This is a genomic window from Peribacillus sp. TH16, from assembly GCF_016651095.1.
Classification (GTDB): Bacteria; Bacillota; Bacilli; order Bacillales; family DSM-1321; genus Peribacillus; species Peribacillus butanolivorans.
Genome location: NZ_JAEKEM010000011.1, coordinates 121,384 through 136,230 on the forward strand (window position 1 = coordinate 121,384; position 14,847 = coordinate 136,230).

The following is a 14,847-nucleotide window of genomic DNA, read 5'->3' on the forward strand; positions in this document are numbered from 1 at the left end:
ATAGGTATAGAAGTCGAGTACACTAATCGGAAAAAGCTGATAGGGTAAATGTCGCAAAATCACCTCAATATTCAACTTTATCTATCCCGCAACGTGAGGGTCACTTGCTTTTATAAAAAGGTATCATTATTCCGGGTGCTTCTAGGAAATAATAGTTATTGAATGAATGAAGGGGTATATATATGGTACGCTTATAGTTATGAAAATAGATGAGAGAGGATGTTTGATGTTTGTATGGAGTTTTTTCTTGTTATATTAGCCCTTCTAATTTTAATTGGAATGTCTAATGTAATTAACCATTTTATACCCTTTATACCTGTACCGTTAATTCAAATAACGCTGGGTGTTGTGCTGGCGCTTTTACCTTTTGGTATCCACGTAGAGATGGAGACAGAGCTGTTTTTGCTGTTATTTATCGCACCTCTTTTATTCAACGATGGGAAGAATGTGCCCCGTACAGCCCTATGGAGGCTGAGAGCGCCTATTCTCATGCTTGCATTAGGCCTAGTATTCATAACGGTTTGGGCAGGAGGGTATCTAATCAACTGGATGATTCCTTCGATTCCACTGCCGGCTGCATTTGCTTTAGCTGCCATTTTGTCACCTACCGATGTAGTGGCAGTCAGCGCTTTGGCGAGCCGCGTTAAGCTGCCGAAGAGCATAATGCACCTTCTTGAAGGAGAAGGGCTCATGAATGATGCCTCAGGTCTAGTTGCCTTTAAATTTGCCGTTGCAGCTACAGTCACTGGTGTTTTCTCCTTAGTGGACGCAACGTTCAGTTTCATATGGATTGCGACTGGTGGTTTTGTAGGTGGAGCAATTATTGCCTTCATCATTATCAGGCTCCGTGTATTTCTTCGCCGTTTAGGAATGGAAGATGTTACGATGCACATGTTAATCCAAATCCTGACTCCTTTTATTATTTTCCTCGCTGTGGAACATTTCCACCTTTCTGGGATTTTAGCGGTCGTGGCTGGGGGTATTGTCCATGCCATTGAACGGGATCGGGAATTATCACCGACGGTAGAACTGCAGGTTGTTTCAAAGAGTACATGGTCTGTCATTTTGTATGTACTAAATGGACTTGTGTTTGTATTACTTGGCCTGCAAATTCCAAGCGTGGCGAAAATTATATTTGAAGATCCAGCTTTCAATAATGGACAAGTGATTATTTATATTGTGATTATTACACTGTTCCTCTTTGCTTTACGATTCATTTGGCTTATCGCAGCTTGGTCGATTGGCTGGATCACAAAAAAAGCTGGAGCCCAAAAACCAGACTTGAAAGCGGCCGGAATCATTACCATTTCCGGAGTACGAGGAGCGGTAACATTAGCTGGATCATTTTCGATTCCATACGTATTGGCAGATGGAAGTCCTTTCCCAGAGCGCTCGTTAATCATCTTTATTGCAGCAGGAGTTATACTATTGACCTTGATTGTTGCGAGTGTATTTCTACCTATTGTAGCAAGATCAGAAGAAGTGGAAATCGTAGATAAGCAGGCTGATAAAACAAAATCGGCTACCATTCACACACATCAAGCGGCGATTCGAGTTGTAGAATCCCAAATGACAGATGAAAACCGAGAAGCGGCTTTATCGATCATTTCAAGATATCATACGAAAATCAACGCACTGTCCTATGTAGAACAAGAGAAAGAGCCTGCTGCACTAAGAGAGGAAGAAAGGGTTCTTCGCTTTAAAGCTCTTGAGGCAGAGCAAAGATTCCTAGATAAACTTATTAAAGATGAGAAAGTGGACCGAGAAACGGCATTTATATGCAAGGAATATATTCAACGTATGGAAGGCGCGGTCACAAATCGGATGAAATTCCGTTTTTTCAGGACAGTAACACTTTTTAGAAGAAGTATGTTGCGAGTTTTTAAATTATTTTTCCCTAATAAAAATGAAATAAGAAGAATCAATTTAAAGAGATTGGAAAAGGTAAGAGACCTTAAAATCAGGATGTATAAAGCTGCCATCCAAGAGATCCAAGCCGGGATTACTTCCGAAAACCATGAGACGTCTTCCATGATTATTGAAGAGTATAAAGTGCTTATTTTAAGATGCAAACGAGAAAATAGAGGCCGTGTTCCCAGTAAAATGGTCGAATATGAAAGAGAGCTATTCTATAAAGCGATTCAGGCAGAGCGTGACGAAGTACAGGATATGTTTGAAAAACGACAAATTTCCCGTGATGTCGCCAATATACTCCGCCAGCAAATCAATTTACGTGAAGCACTAACAATCAATGAAAACACTCACTGAATATATGAAGAAGCGCTGCCGATATCTTCGGTAGCGCTTCTTCCAGTTAGTGGAGGGATTTTCGGAGGAAGTATCGAATTATTAAGGTATTCAATATTGAAGGAGTGTGATCAGTTGGAACAGGATCAGAAAATCGAGACCATCACTTTAACGCCTTATCTGCTGGAACATCATCAGGAGCTGTCACAGTTTTATTTACCGGAAACACAAACCTCCTTTTCAGCTCTACCGGAACAGTCACTACAATACTGCCGGGAAGATGTGGACAGGCATCCTTTCGTTATATTGGCTGATGGTATCCCTGTTGGTTTTTTCGTTTTACACATTGGAGAAAACATTAGCCCTTTCACCAACAATAAGAAAGCAATTTTACTCCGTGGATTTCTCGTTGATCAAAAGCACCAAGGCAAAAAGATTGCGAAGAAAGCCTTGCGAGTCCTTCCGGAATTCGCAAAGGAGATTTTTCCAAACAAAGATTCGATTATTCTTGCAGTGGACGCTATGAACGTGATAGCGAAAACTCTTTATGAGAAATCCGGATTTCAAGATACAGGAATTCAAAAAGAAGGAAGAAGCGGGTGGATGGAGATAATGGAATATAGATTATGAGATTGCATTTGATGGGTTGGTTTGTGAAGTGTATTGCTTTCCTTCTGATTGGAAAAAAAGAAAAAGGAACCACACGTAAATATAGATTCATTCGATTACGAATTATTAAATAGGTAACAACTGATATATGCATAGGGCAATTAGACTTTTCGAAACAGGGAAGGTCTTTTTCTTTGTCCAATTTGTTACAAGTTTCATTAGGAAACTTGATGATTTAGAGGGTCGCTTTTAATAATACGGCTGCCTTATGGTACACTTTACTTAATGAAAATTTCGTTAATCGAGGTGTAGTCCTAATGAAAACAGTCGTAGTCGTAGGTGGAGGCATTACAGGTTTATCAACCATGTATTATTTACAAAAAGCAGCTAAAGCGGACAGTCTCTCCGTACGATTAATATTAATAGAAGGTAATGAGGAATTAGGCGGTAAAATCAGGACCGTGCATGACGGGCCATTTAAAATAGAAGCGGGTGCCGATTCGATTGTCGCCAGGAAACAAAATATAAAACCATTTCTTAAAGAATTGAACCTAGAGGATCAAGTGGTCTATAATGCTACAGGAAAATCATTTATCCATACGGATGGCGTGCTAAAGAAAATCCCGGAAGATGCCTTATTTGGAATTCCAATGAGCTTAGAGTCTTTGGCGGAGAGTGAACTTGTATCTGCACAAGGGAAGGTCGACGCCTTAAAGGATTTCTATACAAAAAATGAGACGTTTACGAAGAATGACTCAATCGGCTTATTTCTTGAAAGTTTCTTAGGTAAGGAATTGGTGCAAAAACAAATTTCACCTGTCCTATCGGGAGTTTATTCAGGGAAATTGAATGAATTGACCATTGCTAAAACACTGCCAGAGATGCTGGATTATAAAAATGAATATGGCAGCATCATACGCGGTCTATCTGAAAATAAGCAGAAATACCAGAGCAAGGGAAATAAGAAGTTCCTTTCATTTAAAAATGGCTTATCTGTATTGATTGACCGTATTGAGGAAAGTCTCGATGTGGTGGAAATTTTAAAAGGGACCCAGGCGGAAAAAATAATAAAGAATGATGAAGGGTATATAATTTCATTGGCAAATGGTGAAATGCTGGAAACGGATTTCGTCGTATTGAGTACGCCGCACACTATTGCCCAGAAACTATTGGGTGATCAGGAGCTGGATAAAGACTTCGCGGGCTTAATCAATAGCTCGATGATTAGCATTTATCTTGGGTTTGATATACCAGATATCATGCTTCCTAATGATGGGACAGGTTTCATTGCTGGTGATAATAGTGATTTAATTTGTAACGCCTGTACGTGGACGAGCAGGAAATGGGGGCATACCTCTGAAAACAGTCAGCTTTTAGTAAGGCTCTTTTATAAAAGCTCAAGTCCAGACTATGATCGATTACAGTCCCTAACGAAACAGGAATTAATACAGGTGGCTTTAGGTGATATTAAAAATAGCTTGGATATTTCCGGGACTCCTATAACTAGTGAAGTAACAAAATGGCATGAAGATATGCCGAACTACCATATAAAGCATCCTCACATTGTTCAATCGTTGGAGGCGAAAATCGCCGAGAATTATCCGAATGTTTTACTTGCTGGCTGTTCATACAATGGTGTCGGAATACCGGACTGTATTGCAGATGGGGAAAAGAAAGCACAAGAGATTTATGCGAAGTTGTAAAGGGGGACTGCACGGGGCAGTCCTTTTTTTTGTATCTGCTATCCTGGAAATTTCGTTTGAAGTTTCCTGCATTTCCTGTATAATAATATTCGTTAAATTAAACTTTAAGTTTACTAATACAAAACTTTATGCACTTCGAGTTTACTATTTGTAAACCGATTGAGGGTAAAATTATGCAAATTGGAAAGAAAATAAAAAACCTTCGTTTGAAAAAGGGATTGACCCAAGAAGAGTTGGGAGAAAGAACTGATTTAAGCAAAGGGTATATTTCACAATTAGAAAGAGATTTGAGTTCGCCTTCAATTGAAACTTTCTTCAATATTTTAGAAGTACTAGGCTGTACTCCAAAGCAATTCTTCGATGAAGAGGAACAGGTCCAGAAAGTAGTTTATGAGGAAGAGGCACAAACATTTTTTATCGATGAGGAACGAGGCTATCAAATTCAGTGGCTTGTACCTGAATCGAATGAGAAGGAAATGGAACCAATTCGCCTGACTCTTCAGGAAAAGGGGGAATTCAAAAAATTTGAACCATCCTTATCGGAAACATTCGGTTATGTATTAAGTGGAAGAGTTATTGTAAAGCTAGGTACACATACTTATCTAGTAAAAGCCGGGGAATCGATTTATTTTCATGCATCTGATGAACACCAAATCATCAATGATTTTTCTGGTCCATCTGAGTTATTGCTTGTGGTGACGGAATCATATTTATAGAAACCAAAACATATGCTGCCGTTTGTTTAGGGTAAAAATAGATTATTAAGGTAATGGAAAGAGGGAAGTAGCTATGACAAACGAGAAGATTATACGCTTCGAACACGTTACAAAGCAATTTGATGATGATACCGTTGTTCTCGATAATGTTAGTTTTGAAGTTGAGAGGGGCAAGTTCTACACACTCTTAGGTCCTTCAGGCTGTGGTAAGACCACTATCCTTCGCTTGATTGCTGGATTTACGGAAGCTTCCAAGGGCGATATTTATTTTGAAGGAAAAAAAATCAATAATGTTCCAGCCAATAAACGACAAGTTAATACGGTTTTTCAAGATTATGCACTTTTTCCGCATTTAAATGTATTTGAAAATGTGGCATTCGGGCTCCGAATCAAAAAAATGAAAAATGCGGATGTAGAAATAAAGGTAAAGGAAGCTCTGAGCTTCGTAAATTTGGAGGGCTATGAAAAACGTGAAATCAGGGAAATGTCCGGTGGTCAGCGCCAACGGGTAGCGATTGCCAGAGCGATTGTTAATGAACCAGAAGTTATCCTTCTTGATGAACCGTTATCTGCCCTTGATTTGAAATTGCGTACAGAAATGCAATATGAATTACGTGAACTACAACAAAGGCTTGGAATCACCTTTATCTTCGTCACTCATGACCAAGAGGAAGCACTCGCGATGTCGGATGAAATCTTTGTCCTCAACAAAGGGAAAATTCAACAAAGTGGGACGCCTACAGATATTTATGATGAGCCGCTGAATCGGTTTGTTGCTGATTTCATTGGTGAGTCTAACATCGTAAAAGGAAAAATGATTGAAGATTATCTAGTGGAATTTGTCGGCAGGCAATTTGAATGCGTCGACCAAGGTTTGAATCGTAATGAAGCAGTGGATATTGTCATCCGTCCAGAAGATTTAGAGATTACTTCTGTTGATCGCGGGAAACTGCAGGTTCGAGTGGATTCTCAGCTATTTCGTGGTGTGCATTACGAAATCAGCTGCTATGACCATGATGGTAATGAATGGCTTGTCCAATCTACTAAAAAGGCGACAGTTGGAGACGAAATTGGACTGTATTTCGATCCTGAAGCAATTCATGTCATGAGGTTAGGTGAAACAGAGGAAGAATTCGATAAGCGTCTAGAAGCGTATCATGATGGGGAAAGTCATGCAGAATAAAATGTCCCGTAATATTTACTTCATTCCTTATGTCCTATGGATTGCTCTATTTGTTATTGCGCCTATTCTGCTCATCCTTTATTATTCTTTTTTTGATATCGAAGGAAATCTATCATTGATTAACTATCAAAAATTCTTTACACCCGTTTATTTAAAAATGACTTTGAGCTCATTTTGGTATGCTTTTTTAATTACAGGGATATCGCTGTTAGTGGCCTATCCGACTGCTTACTTGTTGACAAAAACCAAACATAAGCAGTTGTGGCTGTTACTGATCATCGTACCTTCTTGGATTAATTTACTCTTAAAAGCTTATGCCTTTATCGGTATTTTTGGCACATATGGTGTGGCGAATGGTTTTCTAGAAGCCATAGGAATTGGGAAGCAGCAAATTCTCTTTACAGATTTCAGTTTCATATTCGTTTCGGTTTATATATTTATCCCGTTCATGATCTTACCGATATTCAATGCACTGGACGAAATGAATCCAACACTTTTAGATGCGGCAAATGACTTAGGAGCGTCCCGATGGATGACATTCCGCCGCGTGATTTTCCCGTTAACAATCGACGGTGTTAAGACGGGGTGCCAGGTCGTCTTCATCCCAGCACTTTCATTGTTCATGCTGACAAGGTTGATTGCCGGTAATCGTGTCATTACCCTTGGTACGGCAATCGAGCAGCATTTTCTCGTGACACAGGATTGGGGAATGGGTTCCACAATTGCTGTCTTTTTGATTATTATAATGTTCCTGATTATGTTTGTAACGGGTAACCGAAAGCAGGGTGTGTAAAATGAGTAATAAATTATCACCATTATCAAAAGCGTTTCTCGTTTTGATTTTTCTCGTACTCTATGCACCGATTTTCTTTTTAGTATTTTACTCGTTTAACAGCGGTGGTACGATGTATGACTTCAAAGGGTTTACCTTTGAATGGTACAGGGAGCTGTTCCAAGATACAAGGTTGTTGATCATTGTATTAAATACACTTGTGATTGCTTTATTATCTGCACTAATCGCTACGATCATTGGCGTGATTGGAGCAATTGGAATCCGGTCCTTTACGAGCAGTAAAGCAAAAAATACGTTATTGTCTCTGAATAACGTATTGATCGTCAGCCCAGATGTGATTATTGGTGCCTCCTTCCTGATTCTTTTCACAATGGCCGGAATCAAGCTCGGGTTTTACTCCGTACTGTTGTCACACATCGCCTTCAGTATTCCAATTGTTGTTCTACTCGTGCTTCCAAAACTTCAGGAGATGAGTCCGACCTTAATCGATGCTGCCCGTGATTTAGGGGCAAGCCGGTGGGATGTATTGACGAAGGTTATCTTGCCTTACATTTTACCAGGTATCTTTGCTGGATTTTTTATGGCTTTGACTTATTCACTCGATGATTTTGCGGTTACATTTTTTGTGACTGGTAACGGATTCTCCACCCTTTCCGTGGAAATCTATTCATTGGCGCGCCGTGGAATTTCATTAAATATTAATGCGTTATCGACATTGCTGTTCGCAGTAACACTTCTGTTGGTTGTCGTTTATTATTTTATTACTCAACGAGTCAGGCAGACGGGAATGGGGGGGAGACGATGAAAAAGCTCGTCCAAATGTTCTTAGTCATTTCTGTCGTATCTGCCCTGCTTTTATATGCGATTTCAAGATTGAATACATCGCAGGGTTTTACGAGCAGCAATACGCTTACCATCTATAATTGGGGCGATTACATCGATTCAGATTTAATCGACCGTTTTGAAGAAGAAACAGGCATCAAGGTCATTTATGAGACGTTCGATTCTAATGAAGCAATGATGACCAAAATCGAACAGGGCGGTACGACTTATGATATCGCTATCCCGTCCGAATATATGATTGATAAAATGCGTGAAGAAGATTTACTTGTTCCCTTGGATCATTCCAAGCTTCCTAATTTGAAAAATATCGACGAGCGATTTATCAACCTGCCGTTCGATCCAGAAAATAAATTTTCCGTTCCTTACTTCTGGGGAACTGTTGGTATAGTTTATAATTCTAAGATGCTTGGTGGTAAAGAGATTACAGCCTGGGCAGATTTATGGGATAAGGATTTGGAAAATGAAATCCTCTTAACAGATGGTGCCCGAGAAGTAATTGGTATGGGGCTGAACTCTTTGAATTATTCCCTGAATGATACGAATGAAGAACATCTTCTAGCGGCAAAAGCCAAGCTCGATACACTCACTCCGAACATTAAAGCAATTGTTGGGGATGAAAGCCGCATGCTATTGGAAGCACAGGAGGCGGCGATTGGTCTGGTTTGGTCGGGAGTGGCTTCTGAAATTATGGCTGAAAATGAAGATCTCGAATATGTGGTGCCTGAAGAGGGGTCTAATTTATGGTTTGATAATATGGTAATACCGAAAACGACCAAAAATGTGGACGCAGCTCATCAGTTTATCAACTTCATGCTGGATCCAGAAGTAGCGGCACAAAACGCTGAATATGTTAGCTACTCAACTCCTAATAAAGAAGCGTTGAAATATATGCCGGAAGAAGTAGTGAAGGATGAACGTTTTTATCCATCACCAGAATTAACAGAGAAACTGGAAGTGTACGAAAACCTTGGGAAGAAAAACTTAGCCCATTACAATGAACTCTTTTTGGAATTCAAAATGCATCGTAAATAATACAAGAAAGAGCATGGTGTAAGAGGAATCCTCTACTTACGCCATGCTTTTTCTTTTCTAAGTTTGTGACTAGTTCTAATGTGGATTTCGTGCCAAACATATAAAAGTACATCATCATCTCCTGTTAGCTATACTCCCAAATTCAGTATTATGATATAACTTATCATCTTTGGAATAATGAATCTTTATTGAATTGGTCAGACGGTAGACAATCAGTCTTTAGTAAAAGTACTCTAAAATATCAGTTGAGAGATAAGTATGTTAGTATAATGACTGGATAAAGTGTATACAGCAGTGGGAGTGAAATCTTAAGGATTTATTAATATTTCCAAGCTATTATAATAGAAAAATTAAGGAGAGTATTCATGAAACTATTAAGAAGCACGAAGGCATATGTTTGGGCAGGAAGCATCTTAGTCATTGCTGGTATCATGGTATTTGCGATGATTTCGTCTACAGATAAGACAATGGCGAGCGTAGATGGAGAGAAAATCAATAAGGATGAGCTTTATGACGCGCTTGTTGAGGGGTATGGAGCAGATACATTAAACCTATTAATTACAAATAAATTGGTTGCATTGGAAGCGGAAAAAGAGGGAATTAAAATTAAGGATGAAGAAATCCAGAAAGAGATCGATACTCTGGTAGAATCCTATGGTGATGAAAAAGCGTTCAAAGAACAATTGGAAGCAAGCGGTTCTTCCATGGATGCCTTGAAAAAAGACATTGTGGTTTATCTTCAAACGAAAAAATTGATTGAACCGAGAATTACCGTGACAGATGATGAAATCAGCACGTATTTTGAAGATAATAAAGATACCTTTGCTCAAGCAGAACAAGTGGAAGCTAGTCATATTTTAGTTGATGACGAAAAAACGGCTAAGAAAGTTGCGAAAGAAATTGCAGAAGGTGGCGATTTTGCTAAATTGGCAGCTGAATATTCTACTGATACAGAAACGGCAGAAAAGGGTGGAAGCTTAGGATACTTTGGTAAAGGTGATATGGTGAAGGAATTTGAAGACGTTGCCTTTGATCTTGATATAGATAAAGTCAGTGATCCAGTTAAATCAGATTATGGGTACCATATCATAAAAGTAACCGGTAAGAAGGAAGCGAAAAAAGCTAATTTAGAAGACAGTAAAAAAGAAATTAAAGAAACGCTTCTTTCTGAAAGATTACAAGAGGAATATTCTGTTTGGTTAGCTGAAGTAAAAGAAGATCATGAGATAACGAATAAATTAGAAGGTACTGAATAAGGGGTGAAAAAGATGATTCCAAATCGAATAACATCCACTTTGGACCATCTTTTTTATAACACTATCCATTGTATTTAGTAATCTTTTTGAAAATATGATTATTGAAGAGGATAGGACCATATTTAGAAAAAAGGAGCAGAGACGTATTGTCCTCTTCTCCTTTTTTATTTGTTAGAAGTTAGATGAAATGGACTTTTCATTGGAGAGTTCTGATTTTGTAACTAGTTCATCACTTTCTTTTTCTCCTTTTTTATTGTCATCTTTTAATGACTGAGCTGGGGTTTCTTTCAATTGTTTTCCCGCCACTACAACTTTGGAGCTGATGCCTTTTAGTTCACTTGTTGCTTCTTTGGCTGAATCAAGGGCATCAGTGGAGATATCCTTTACTTCGGTTACCTTGCCTACCACGTCTTCATTAACGTTTTCATATAAAGTTTCAACGTCATTGATTGCCTCTTTAATCGTGTTGGCTGCTCCTTTAACGCCAGATACCATCTGTTCCTTCACTTCGCCTGGATTTTCCTTAACTTGTTCAATCATATTCACGGAGTTGTCTTTTAAAAGGATTGCCGATCTTTTTACTTTATTCCTTGTATTGGAGTCAAGTAAGGTTAAAGCACCACCTACAAGTCCGCCAATAAGAATACCTTTTAACAGTTTGCTATTCGTTTCAGTTTCAATAGTTGGTTGTGTCATCTATATTTCCTCCTCTAAGAATAGTAGATTGATTGCTTATTAGGGTTTTCCCTTATTTACCATAACTTAAACTTGTATAATAAAAACAAGGAATAAAAGGGAGTACCTCTAAAATTAAAAGAAGGCATCCGTATGGATGCCTTCTTTTAATTTTGCATATGGAACTAACGAAACAAAAAACTTATGTATTCCTTTTTGGGAAAAGGATTCACAATTGGGGAATCCTTGTTTTATATTTCGCGATTAGTTTTTGATTGTGTTCATCTGCCCCTTCGATATTCCCACTTAGGAAAACGGGAGGGGTCACCCCTGATTTAATAATGGTCTCAATGACTTGGGTGAAAATCATATTTAGAAGGACAGCTCCAATTACAGTCGATCCAGATCCAAATGATATATTGTTTGATTTCAGTAATGTATCACCTTTGGAAATATGATTGTCTATGATTAAATCAACGACATCGTGGAGAAAAAGTTTCTGTTTATGCCGTGAAGAACAACTGTTAGCATACTCAGGTGAAGTCAATCCAATAACAAAGGCGCCTTTTTCTTTTGCGATTGTAGCAACATCGATGGGAACGGGATTGACACCAGAGGATGAAATGACGATACAGACATCACCAGGACGGATATCCTCATCATTCATGAATTTCTCTGATAGGCCATTTTGTCTTTCAAGTTGCGATGACCTTGATGCTCCCTTAAAAAGCATCAAATCTTCAACGAAAATAGGACGAATGGCTGCTAACCCGCCTGAGCGGTAGAATACCTCTTCTGTCAATATATGAGAGTGTCCGCTTCCAAACAAATGGATGATTCCATCTGACATTACTGCTTTTGAGATGTGTTTCACAGATTCCTTAATCGAAAGCTTTTCCTGTTCTACCACAGTTGAGAGTAAATCCTGCACTGCTTCAAAATATGAGTTCATATGTGACACCCTCCGATTACCTTTAGCATTAAAAGATTATAGTGATGAATTTGTCCTTACTTGCATATCCGGTAAAAATATTCAAATTATCTAGTAATGTTGATTGTAAACTTATACCTGTCTGCACGATAAGCTGATTTAACATATTCTAGGGGGGTTCCATCTTGTAAAAACGTATTCCTTTGAATGAATAAAATGGGCGAATGTTTAGGAATCGCTAAATGGGTAATTTCTGTATCTGAAGCAATCGCTGATTCTAATGTTTGTGTAGCATAGTCGATTTTAAGTTTAGCGTAATTTTCTATATATTGGTAAAGGGACAGGTTGATAATTTCTTCAGTTAATCCCTTAATTAAATTCGCAGACATATACATCGTTTCGAGTGCCATTGGAACGTCATCGGCCAATCGTATCCGCTTTATTTCATAAACAGGAGCATAAGTGGAAATGTGCAGTTCATTAGCAATTTTTTTATTTGCCGGAATGATTTCGAAGCTCAGCAGTTTACTGCTTGGGTTTAGCCCTCGGGCTTTCATATCCTCTGTAAAGCTAGTCAGTCCATTAAGCTGCTGCTCCAGCTTCTTATCGGCTACAAAGGTTCCTCTGCCTTTCTGACGATATAGGTATCCATCATTAACTAGGTTATTTATGGCTTGACGGACAGTCATTCGGCTAATTTCGAATTGTTCTGCATATTCACGTTCAGATGGAAGGGCATTGTGCGCTTGGAACTCACCACTTTCTATTTGTCTTTTTATTTGTTCTTCGATTTGAAAATAAATTGGAAGAGGTGAGTTTTTATCAATCATTGATTTTCGCTCCTTTAGGGTATTAACACTCCAGATAACGCTTTTTGGTCTGCGATAATTGTAACATTATTATGTTTTTTAAGGATAGATGCAGGAAATTCCTCTGTTATTTCCCCGTGTATTAATTTCTTCAAGGTTTCGGCTTTCTCTTCTCCTGATATTAGCAGTAGAATTTCTTTACTTTTCATTATTGTGGCAATACCCATCGTAATTGCATGTGTGGGTACTTCGTCGATGGAGTCGAAATAGCGTGCGTTCGCTTGTCGAGTTGATTCCTCAAGTGCGACTACATGTGTACCAGACGAGAAAGAAGTTCCTGGTTCATTAAAACCAATATGACCATTTTGTCCAATTCCAAGTATTTGAAGATCAATCCCACCCAATGTTTCAATCATTTTGTCAAAACGAGTACATTCCTTGTCAAGATTATCGGCTGTACCATTTGGAAGATAAGTTTGTTCTTTATTTATATTAATATGAGCAAATAATGACTGGTCCATATAATAATGATAACTGTTTGGATCATTTGAATCTAAGCCGATATACTCATCAAGATTAAATGATGTTACGTTTTCATAAGAAGTATTATTTTGCATGTGATCTTCAATTAGCGTATCGTACGTCCCTTTTGGTGTCCCGCCTGTTGCAAGACCGAGCTTGATTTTCGAATTCTCTTTAACTTTTCGAATGACTATATTTGCAGCTGACTGACTCATTTCTTTGTAATCCTGCACTTTAATAATATTCATTATACATTCTCCTTTTTAAATGCTAATTTACCTCTGCAGAACGTCATTTCAACATCCAATTTTTCATTTAATATTACAAGATCAGCATCTTTTCCAACCTGTATACTACCTTTTCGATCAAAAATCCCAAGCTGTTTGGCAGGATTTTCTGCCGTCATTTTAATAATGTCAGTCATGGAACAACCTGTATATTGCAAGGTGTTCTTAATGGCATCGTTCATTTTCAATATACTGCCTGCGAGTGTTCCATTTGATAGGGTTGCTGTCGTTTCGTTAACATACACGGGCTGGCCGCCTAAATCATAGGTACCCTTTTCAAGCCATTTGGCACGAAGCGAGTCCGTTATCAAGATCATCCGGTCACTGGTAATTTGGCTATAAGCTAACTTCACCATTTCCGGTCGGCAGTGAATGCCATCAGCAATAAGTTCAACAAACAGCTCGTCTCTAAGATAAGCAGCACCCAATACACCAGGCTCGCGGTGATGAAGACCCCGCATCCCATTATAAAGATGCGTGACGTGAGTAGTCCCTGCAGAAATCGCTTCACCTATTTGGTCATACGTTGCATCTGAATGTCCAATGGAAGCGACGACGCCTGTTTCCTTTAAGTGAGCTGCAAGATCTAATCCGTTTTGTTGTTCAGGTGCAAGCGTTACAAGCTTGATCTGATTTTGGGCAATTTCCTGCCATCTTTTAAATAGAGGGACATCAGGATCAACGATGTACTCTTCAGGCTGTGCTCCCTTACGTGCTGGTGAAATGAAAGGACCTTCTAAATGAATCCCAACTATTTCAGCGTGATCCTGTGTTTGATTTCCGATATAATTACCCGCATTAAGAAGTGCTGATTCAATGGCATCTGTCGATTGAGTCATTGTAGTGGCCAGAAAGCTGGTGGTTCCTTCTTTTGGAAGTGTTTCTGCCATTGTAGATAAAGCTTCATATGTGGCGTCCATTGCATCAGCATTAGATGCCCCGTGAATATGAATATCGATGGCACCTGGAATTACCTGATAATCCGGTGAAAGTGTAATTACTTTAGCATCATCGTCATGTTTGTATTGGTTGACTGGACCTACTTCGGCAATTTTTCCGTCGACGACTTTAATGTACCCATTTTTGTATGTTTCCTTTTCGCTATAAACTATTAGATTATTAATAATGAATGTTTTCATACATAATCTCCTTTATGAAAGTAAAACTTAATGAATGAGTCATAAATTGGTCTCATATATTTTGCCCTCATTTTATCGCTTTTATTATAAGTTGTCTAGACC

Annotated in this window: 14 protein-coding genes; 9 read left to right on the top strand and 5 right to left on the bottom strand. The window is 38.7% G+C overall.

Going from position 1 to position 14,847, the window contains the following annotated elements:
* The first annotated feature begins 234 nt into the window (after nt 1-234).
* The 9 genes from JFV29_RS29235 (at nt 235) to JFV29_RS29275 (ending at nt 10,382) form a co-directional block, all read left to right on the top strand.
* Nucleotides 235-2,268: a Na+/H+ antiporter gene (locus JFV29_RS29235; RefSeq protein ID WP_201188260.1), complete on the top strand. Its 2,034-nt coding sequence runs from the start codon at nt 235-237 to the stop codon at nt 2,266-2,268.
* Between the two features lie 114 nt (nt 2,269-2,382).
* A complete protein-coding gene (locus JFV29_RS29240; RefSeq protein WP_201188262.1) occupies nt 2,383-2,877 on the top strand; it encodes a GNAT family N-acetyltransferase in 495 nt (164 codons plus the stop codon).
* A gap of 296 nt (nt 2,878-3,173) precedes the next feature.
* Entirely contained in the window at nt 3,174-4,559 is a 1,386-nt protein-coding gene (locus JFV29_RS29245; RefSeq protein ID WP_201188264.1) for a protoporphyrinogen oxidase, read from the top strand.
* A 173-nt stretch (nt 4,560-4,732) separates the two neighbouring features.
* The gene (locus tag JFV29_RS29250; protein ID WP_201188266.1) at nt 4,733-5,275 is read left to right on the top strand and encodes a helix-turn-helix domain-containing protein; all 543 of its coding nucleotides are present in this window, start codon (nt 4,733-4,735) and stop codon (nt 5,273-5,275) included.
* Between the two features lie 73 nt (nt 5,276-5,348).
* Entirely contained in the window at nt 5,349-6,458 is a 1,110-nt protein-coding gene (locus tag JFV29_RS29255) for an ABC transporter ATP-binding protein (RefSeq protein WP_053348245.1), read from the top strand.
* Entirely contained in the window at nt 6,448-7,251 is an 804-nt protein-coding gene (locus JFV29_RS29260) for an ABC transporter permease (RefSeq protein WP_053348246.1), read from the top strand. The genes JFV29_RS29255 and JFV29_RS29260 overlap by 11 nt, the downstream gene beginning before the upstream one ends.
* Before the next feature lies 1 nt (nt 7,252).
* Nucleotides 7,253-8,056, top strand: coding sequence for an ABC transporter permease (locus JFV29_RS29265; protein WP_201188268.1), 804 nt, complete (start codon nt 7,253-7,255; stop codon nt 8,054-8,056).
* The gene (locus JFV29_RS29270) at nt 8,053-9,126 is read left to right on the top strand and encodes an ABC transporter substrate-binding protein (protein ID WP_201188270.1); all 1,074 of its coding nucleotides are present in this window, start codon (nt 8,053-8,055) and stop codon (nt 9,124-9,126) included. Before JFV29_RS29265 ends, JFV29_RS29270 begins: the two co-directional genes overlap by 4 nt.
* 365 nt (nt 9,127-9,491) lie before the next feature.
* Nucleotides 9,492-10,382 carry a foldase protein PrsA gene (locus JFV29_RS29275; RefSeq protein WP_201188272.1) on the top strand — a complete coding sequence of 297 codons (891 nt, stop codon included), beginning with the start codon at nt 9,492-9,494 and terminating at the stop codon, nt 10,380-10,382.
* A gap of 171 nt (nt 10,383-10,553) precedes the next feature.
* On the opposite strand, the gene JFV29_RS29280 is transcribed toward JFV29_RS29275, so the two are convergent.
* From JFV29_RS29280 to nagA, 5 genes are all read right to left on the bottom strand, one after another.
* Nucleotides 10,554-11,078 carry a YtxH domain-containing protein gene (locus JFV29_RS29280; RefSeq protein WP_201188274.1) on the bottom strand — a complete coding sequence of 175 codons (525 nt, stop codon included), beginning with the start codon at nt 11,076-11,078 and terminating at the stop codon, nt 10,554-10,556.
* A 208-nt stretch (nt 11,079-11,286) separates the two neighbouring features.
* Entirely contained in the window at nt 11,287-12,009 is a 723-nt protein-coding gene (locus tag JFV29_RS29285; protein WP_201188276.1) for an SIS domain-containing protein, read from the bottom strand.
* Nucleotides 12,010-12,095: 86 nt separating this feature from the next.
* Nucleotides 12,096-12,818, bottom strand: a complete 723-nt coding sequence (gene phnF, locus JFV29_RS29290) for a phosphonate metabolism transcriptional regulator PhnF (protein WP_053348252.1) — start codon at nt 12,816-12,818, stop codon at nt 12,096-12,098.
* Between the two features lie 14 nt (nt 12,819-12,832).
* A complete protein-coding gene (gene nagB, locus JFV29_RS29295; RefSeq protein WP_201188279.1) occupies nt 12,833-13,567 on the bottom strand; it encodes a glucosamine-6-phosphate deaminase in 735 nt (244 codons plus the stop codon).
* A complete protein-coding gene (nagA, locus tag JFV29_RS29300; RefSeq protein ID WP_201188281.1) occupies nt 13,567-14,745 on the bottom strand; it encodes an N-acetylglucosamine-6-phosphate deacetylase in 1,179 nt (392 codons plus the stop codon). The genes nagB and nagA overlap by 1 nt, the downstream gene beginning before the upstream one ends.
* Between the last annotated feature and the right edge of the window lie 102 nt (nt 14,746-14,847).

Coding starts and splice junctions, on each gene's coding strand:
- JFV29_RS29255 (WP_053348245.1), top strand. CDS start 5,349: ATGACAAACGAGAAGATTATACGCTTCGAACACGTTACAAAGCAATTT.
- JFV29_RS29270 (WP_201188270.1), top strand. CDS start 8,053: ATGAAAAAGCTCGTCCAAATGTTCTTAGTCATTTCTGTCGTATCTGCC.
- JFV29_RS29250 (WP_201188266.1), top strand. CDS start 4,733: ATGCAAATTGGAAAGAAAATAAAAAACCTTCGTTTGAAAAAGGGATTG.
- nagB (WP_201188279.1), bottom strand. CDS start 13,567: ATGAATATTATTAAAGTGCAGGATTACAAAGAAATGAGTCAGTCAGCT.
- phnF (WP_053348252.1), bottom strand. CDS start 12,818: ATGATTGATAAAAACTCACCTCTTCCAATTTATTTTCAAATCGAAGAA.
- JFV29_RS29265 (WP_201188268.1), top strand. CDS start 7,253: ATGAGTAATAAATTATCACCATTATCAAAAGCGTTTCTCGTTTTGATT.
- JFV29_RS29235 (WP_201188260.1), top strand. CDS start 235: ATGGAGTTTTTTCTTGTTATATTAGCCCTTCTAATTTTAATTGGAATG.
- JFV29_RS29260 (WP_053348246.1), top strand. CDS start 6,448: ATGCAGAATAAAATGTCCCGTAATATTTACTTCATTCCTTATGTCCTA.
- JFV29_RS29285 (WP_201188276.1), bottom strand. CDS start 12,009: ATGAACTCATATTTTGAAGCAGTGCAGGATTTACTCTCAACTGTGGTA.
- JFV29_RS29245 (WP_201188264.1), top strand. CDS start 3,174: ATGAAAACAGTCGTAGTCGTAGGTGGAGGCATTACAGGTTTATCAACC.
- JFV29_RS29275 (WP_201188272.1), top strand. CDS start 9,492: ATGAAACTATTAAGAAGCACGAAGGCATATGTTTGGGCAGGAAGCATC.
- JFV29_RS29280 (WP_201188274.1), bottom strand. CDS start 11,078: ATGACACAACCAACTATTGAAACTGAAACGAATAGCAAACTGTTAAAA.
- nagA (WP_201188281.1), bottom strand. CDS start 14,745: ATGAAAACATTCATTATTAATAATCTAATAGTTTATAGCGAAAAGGAA.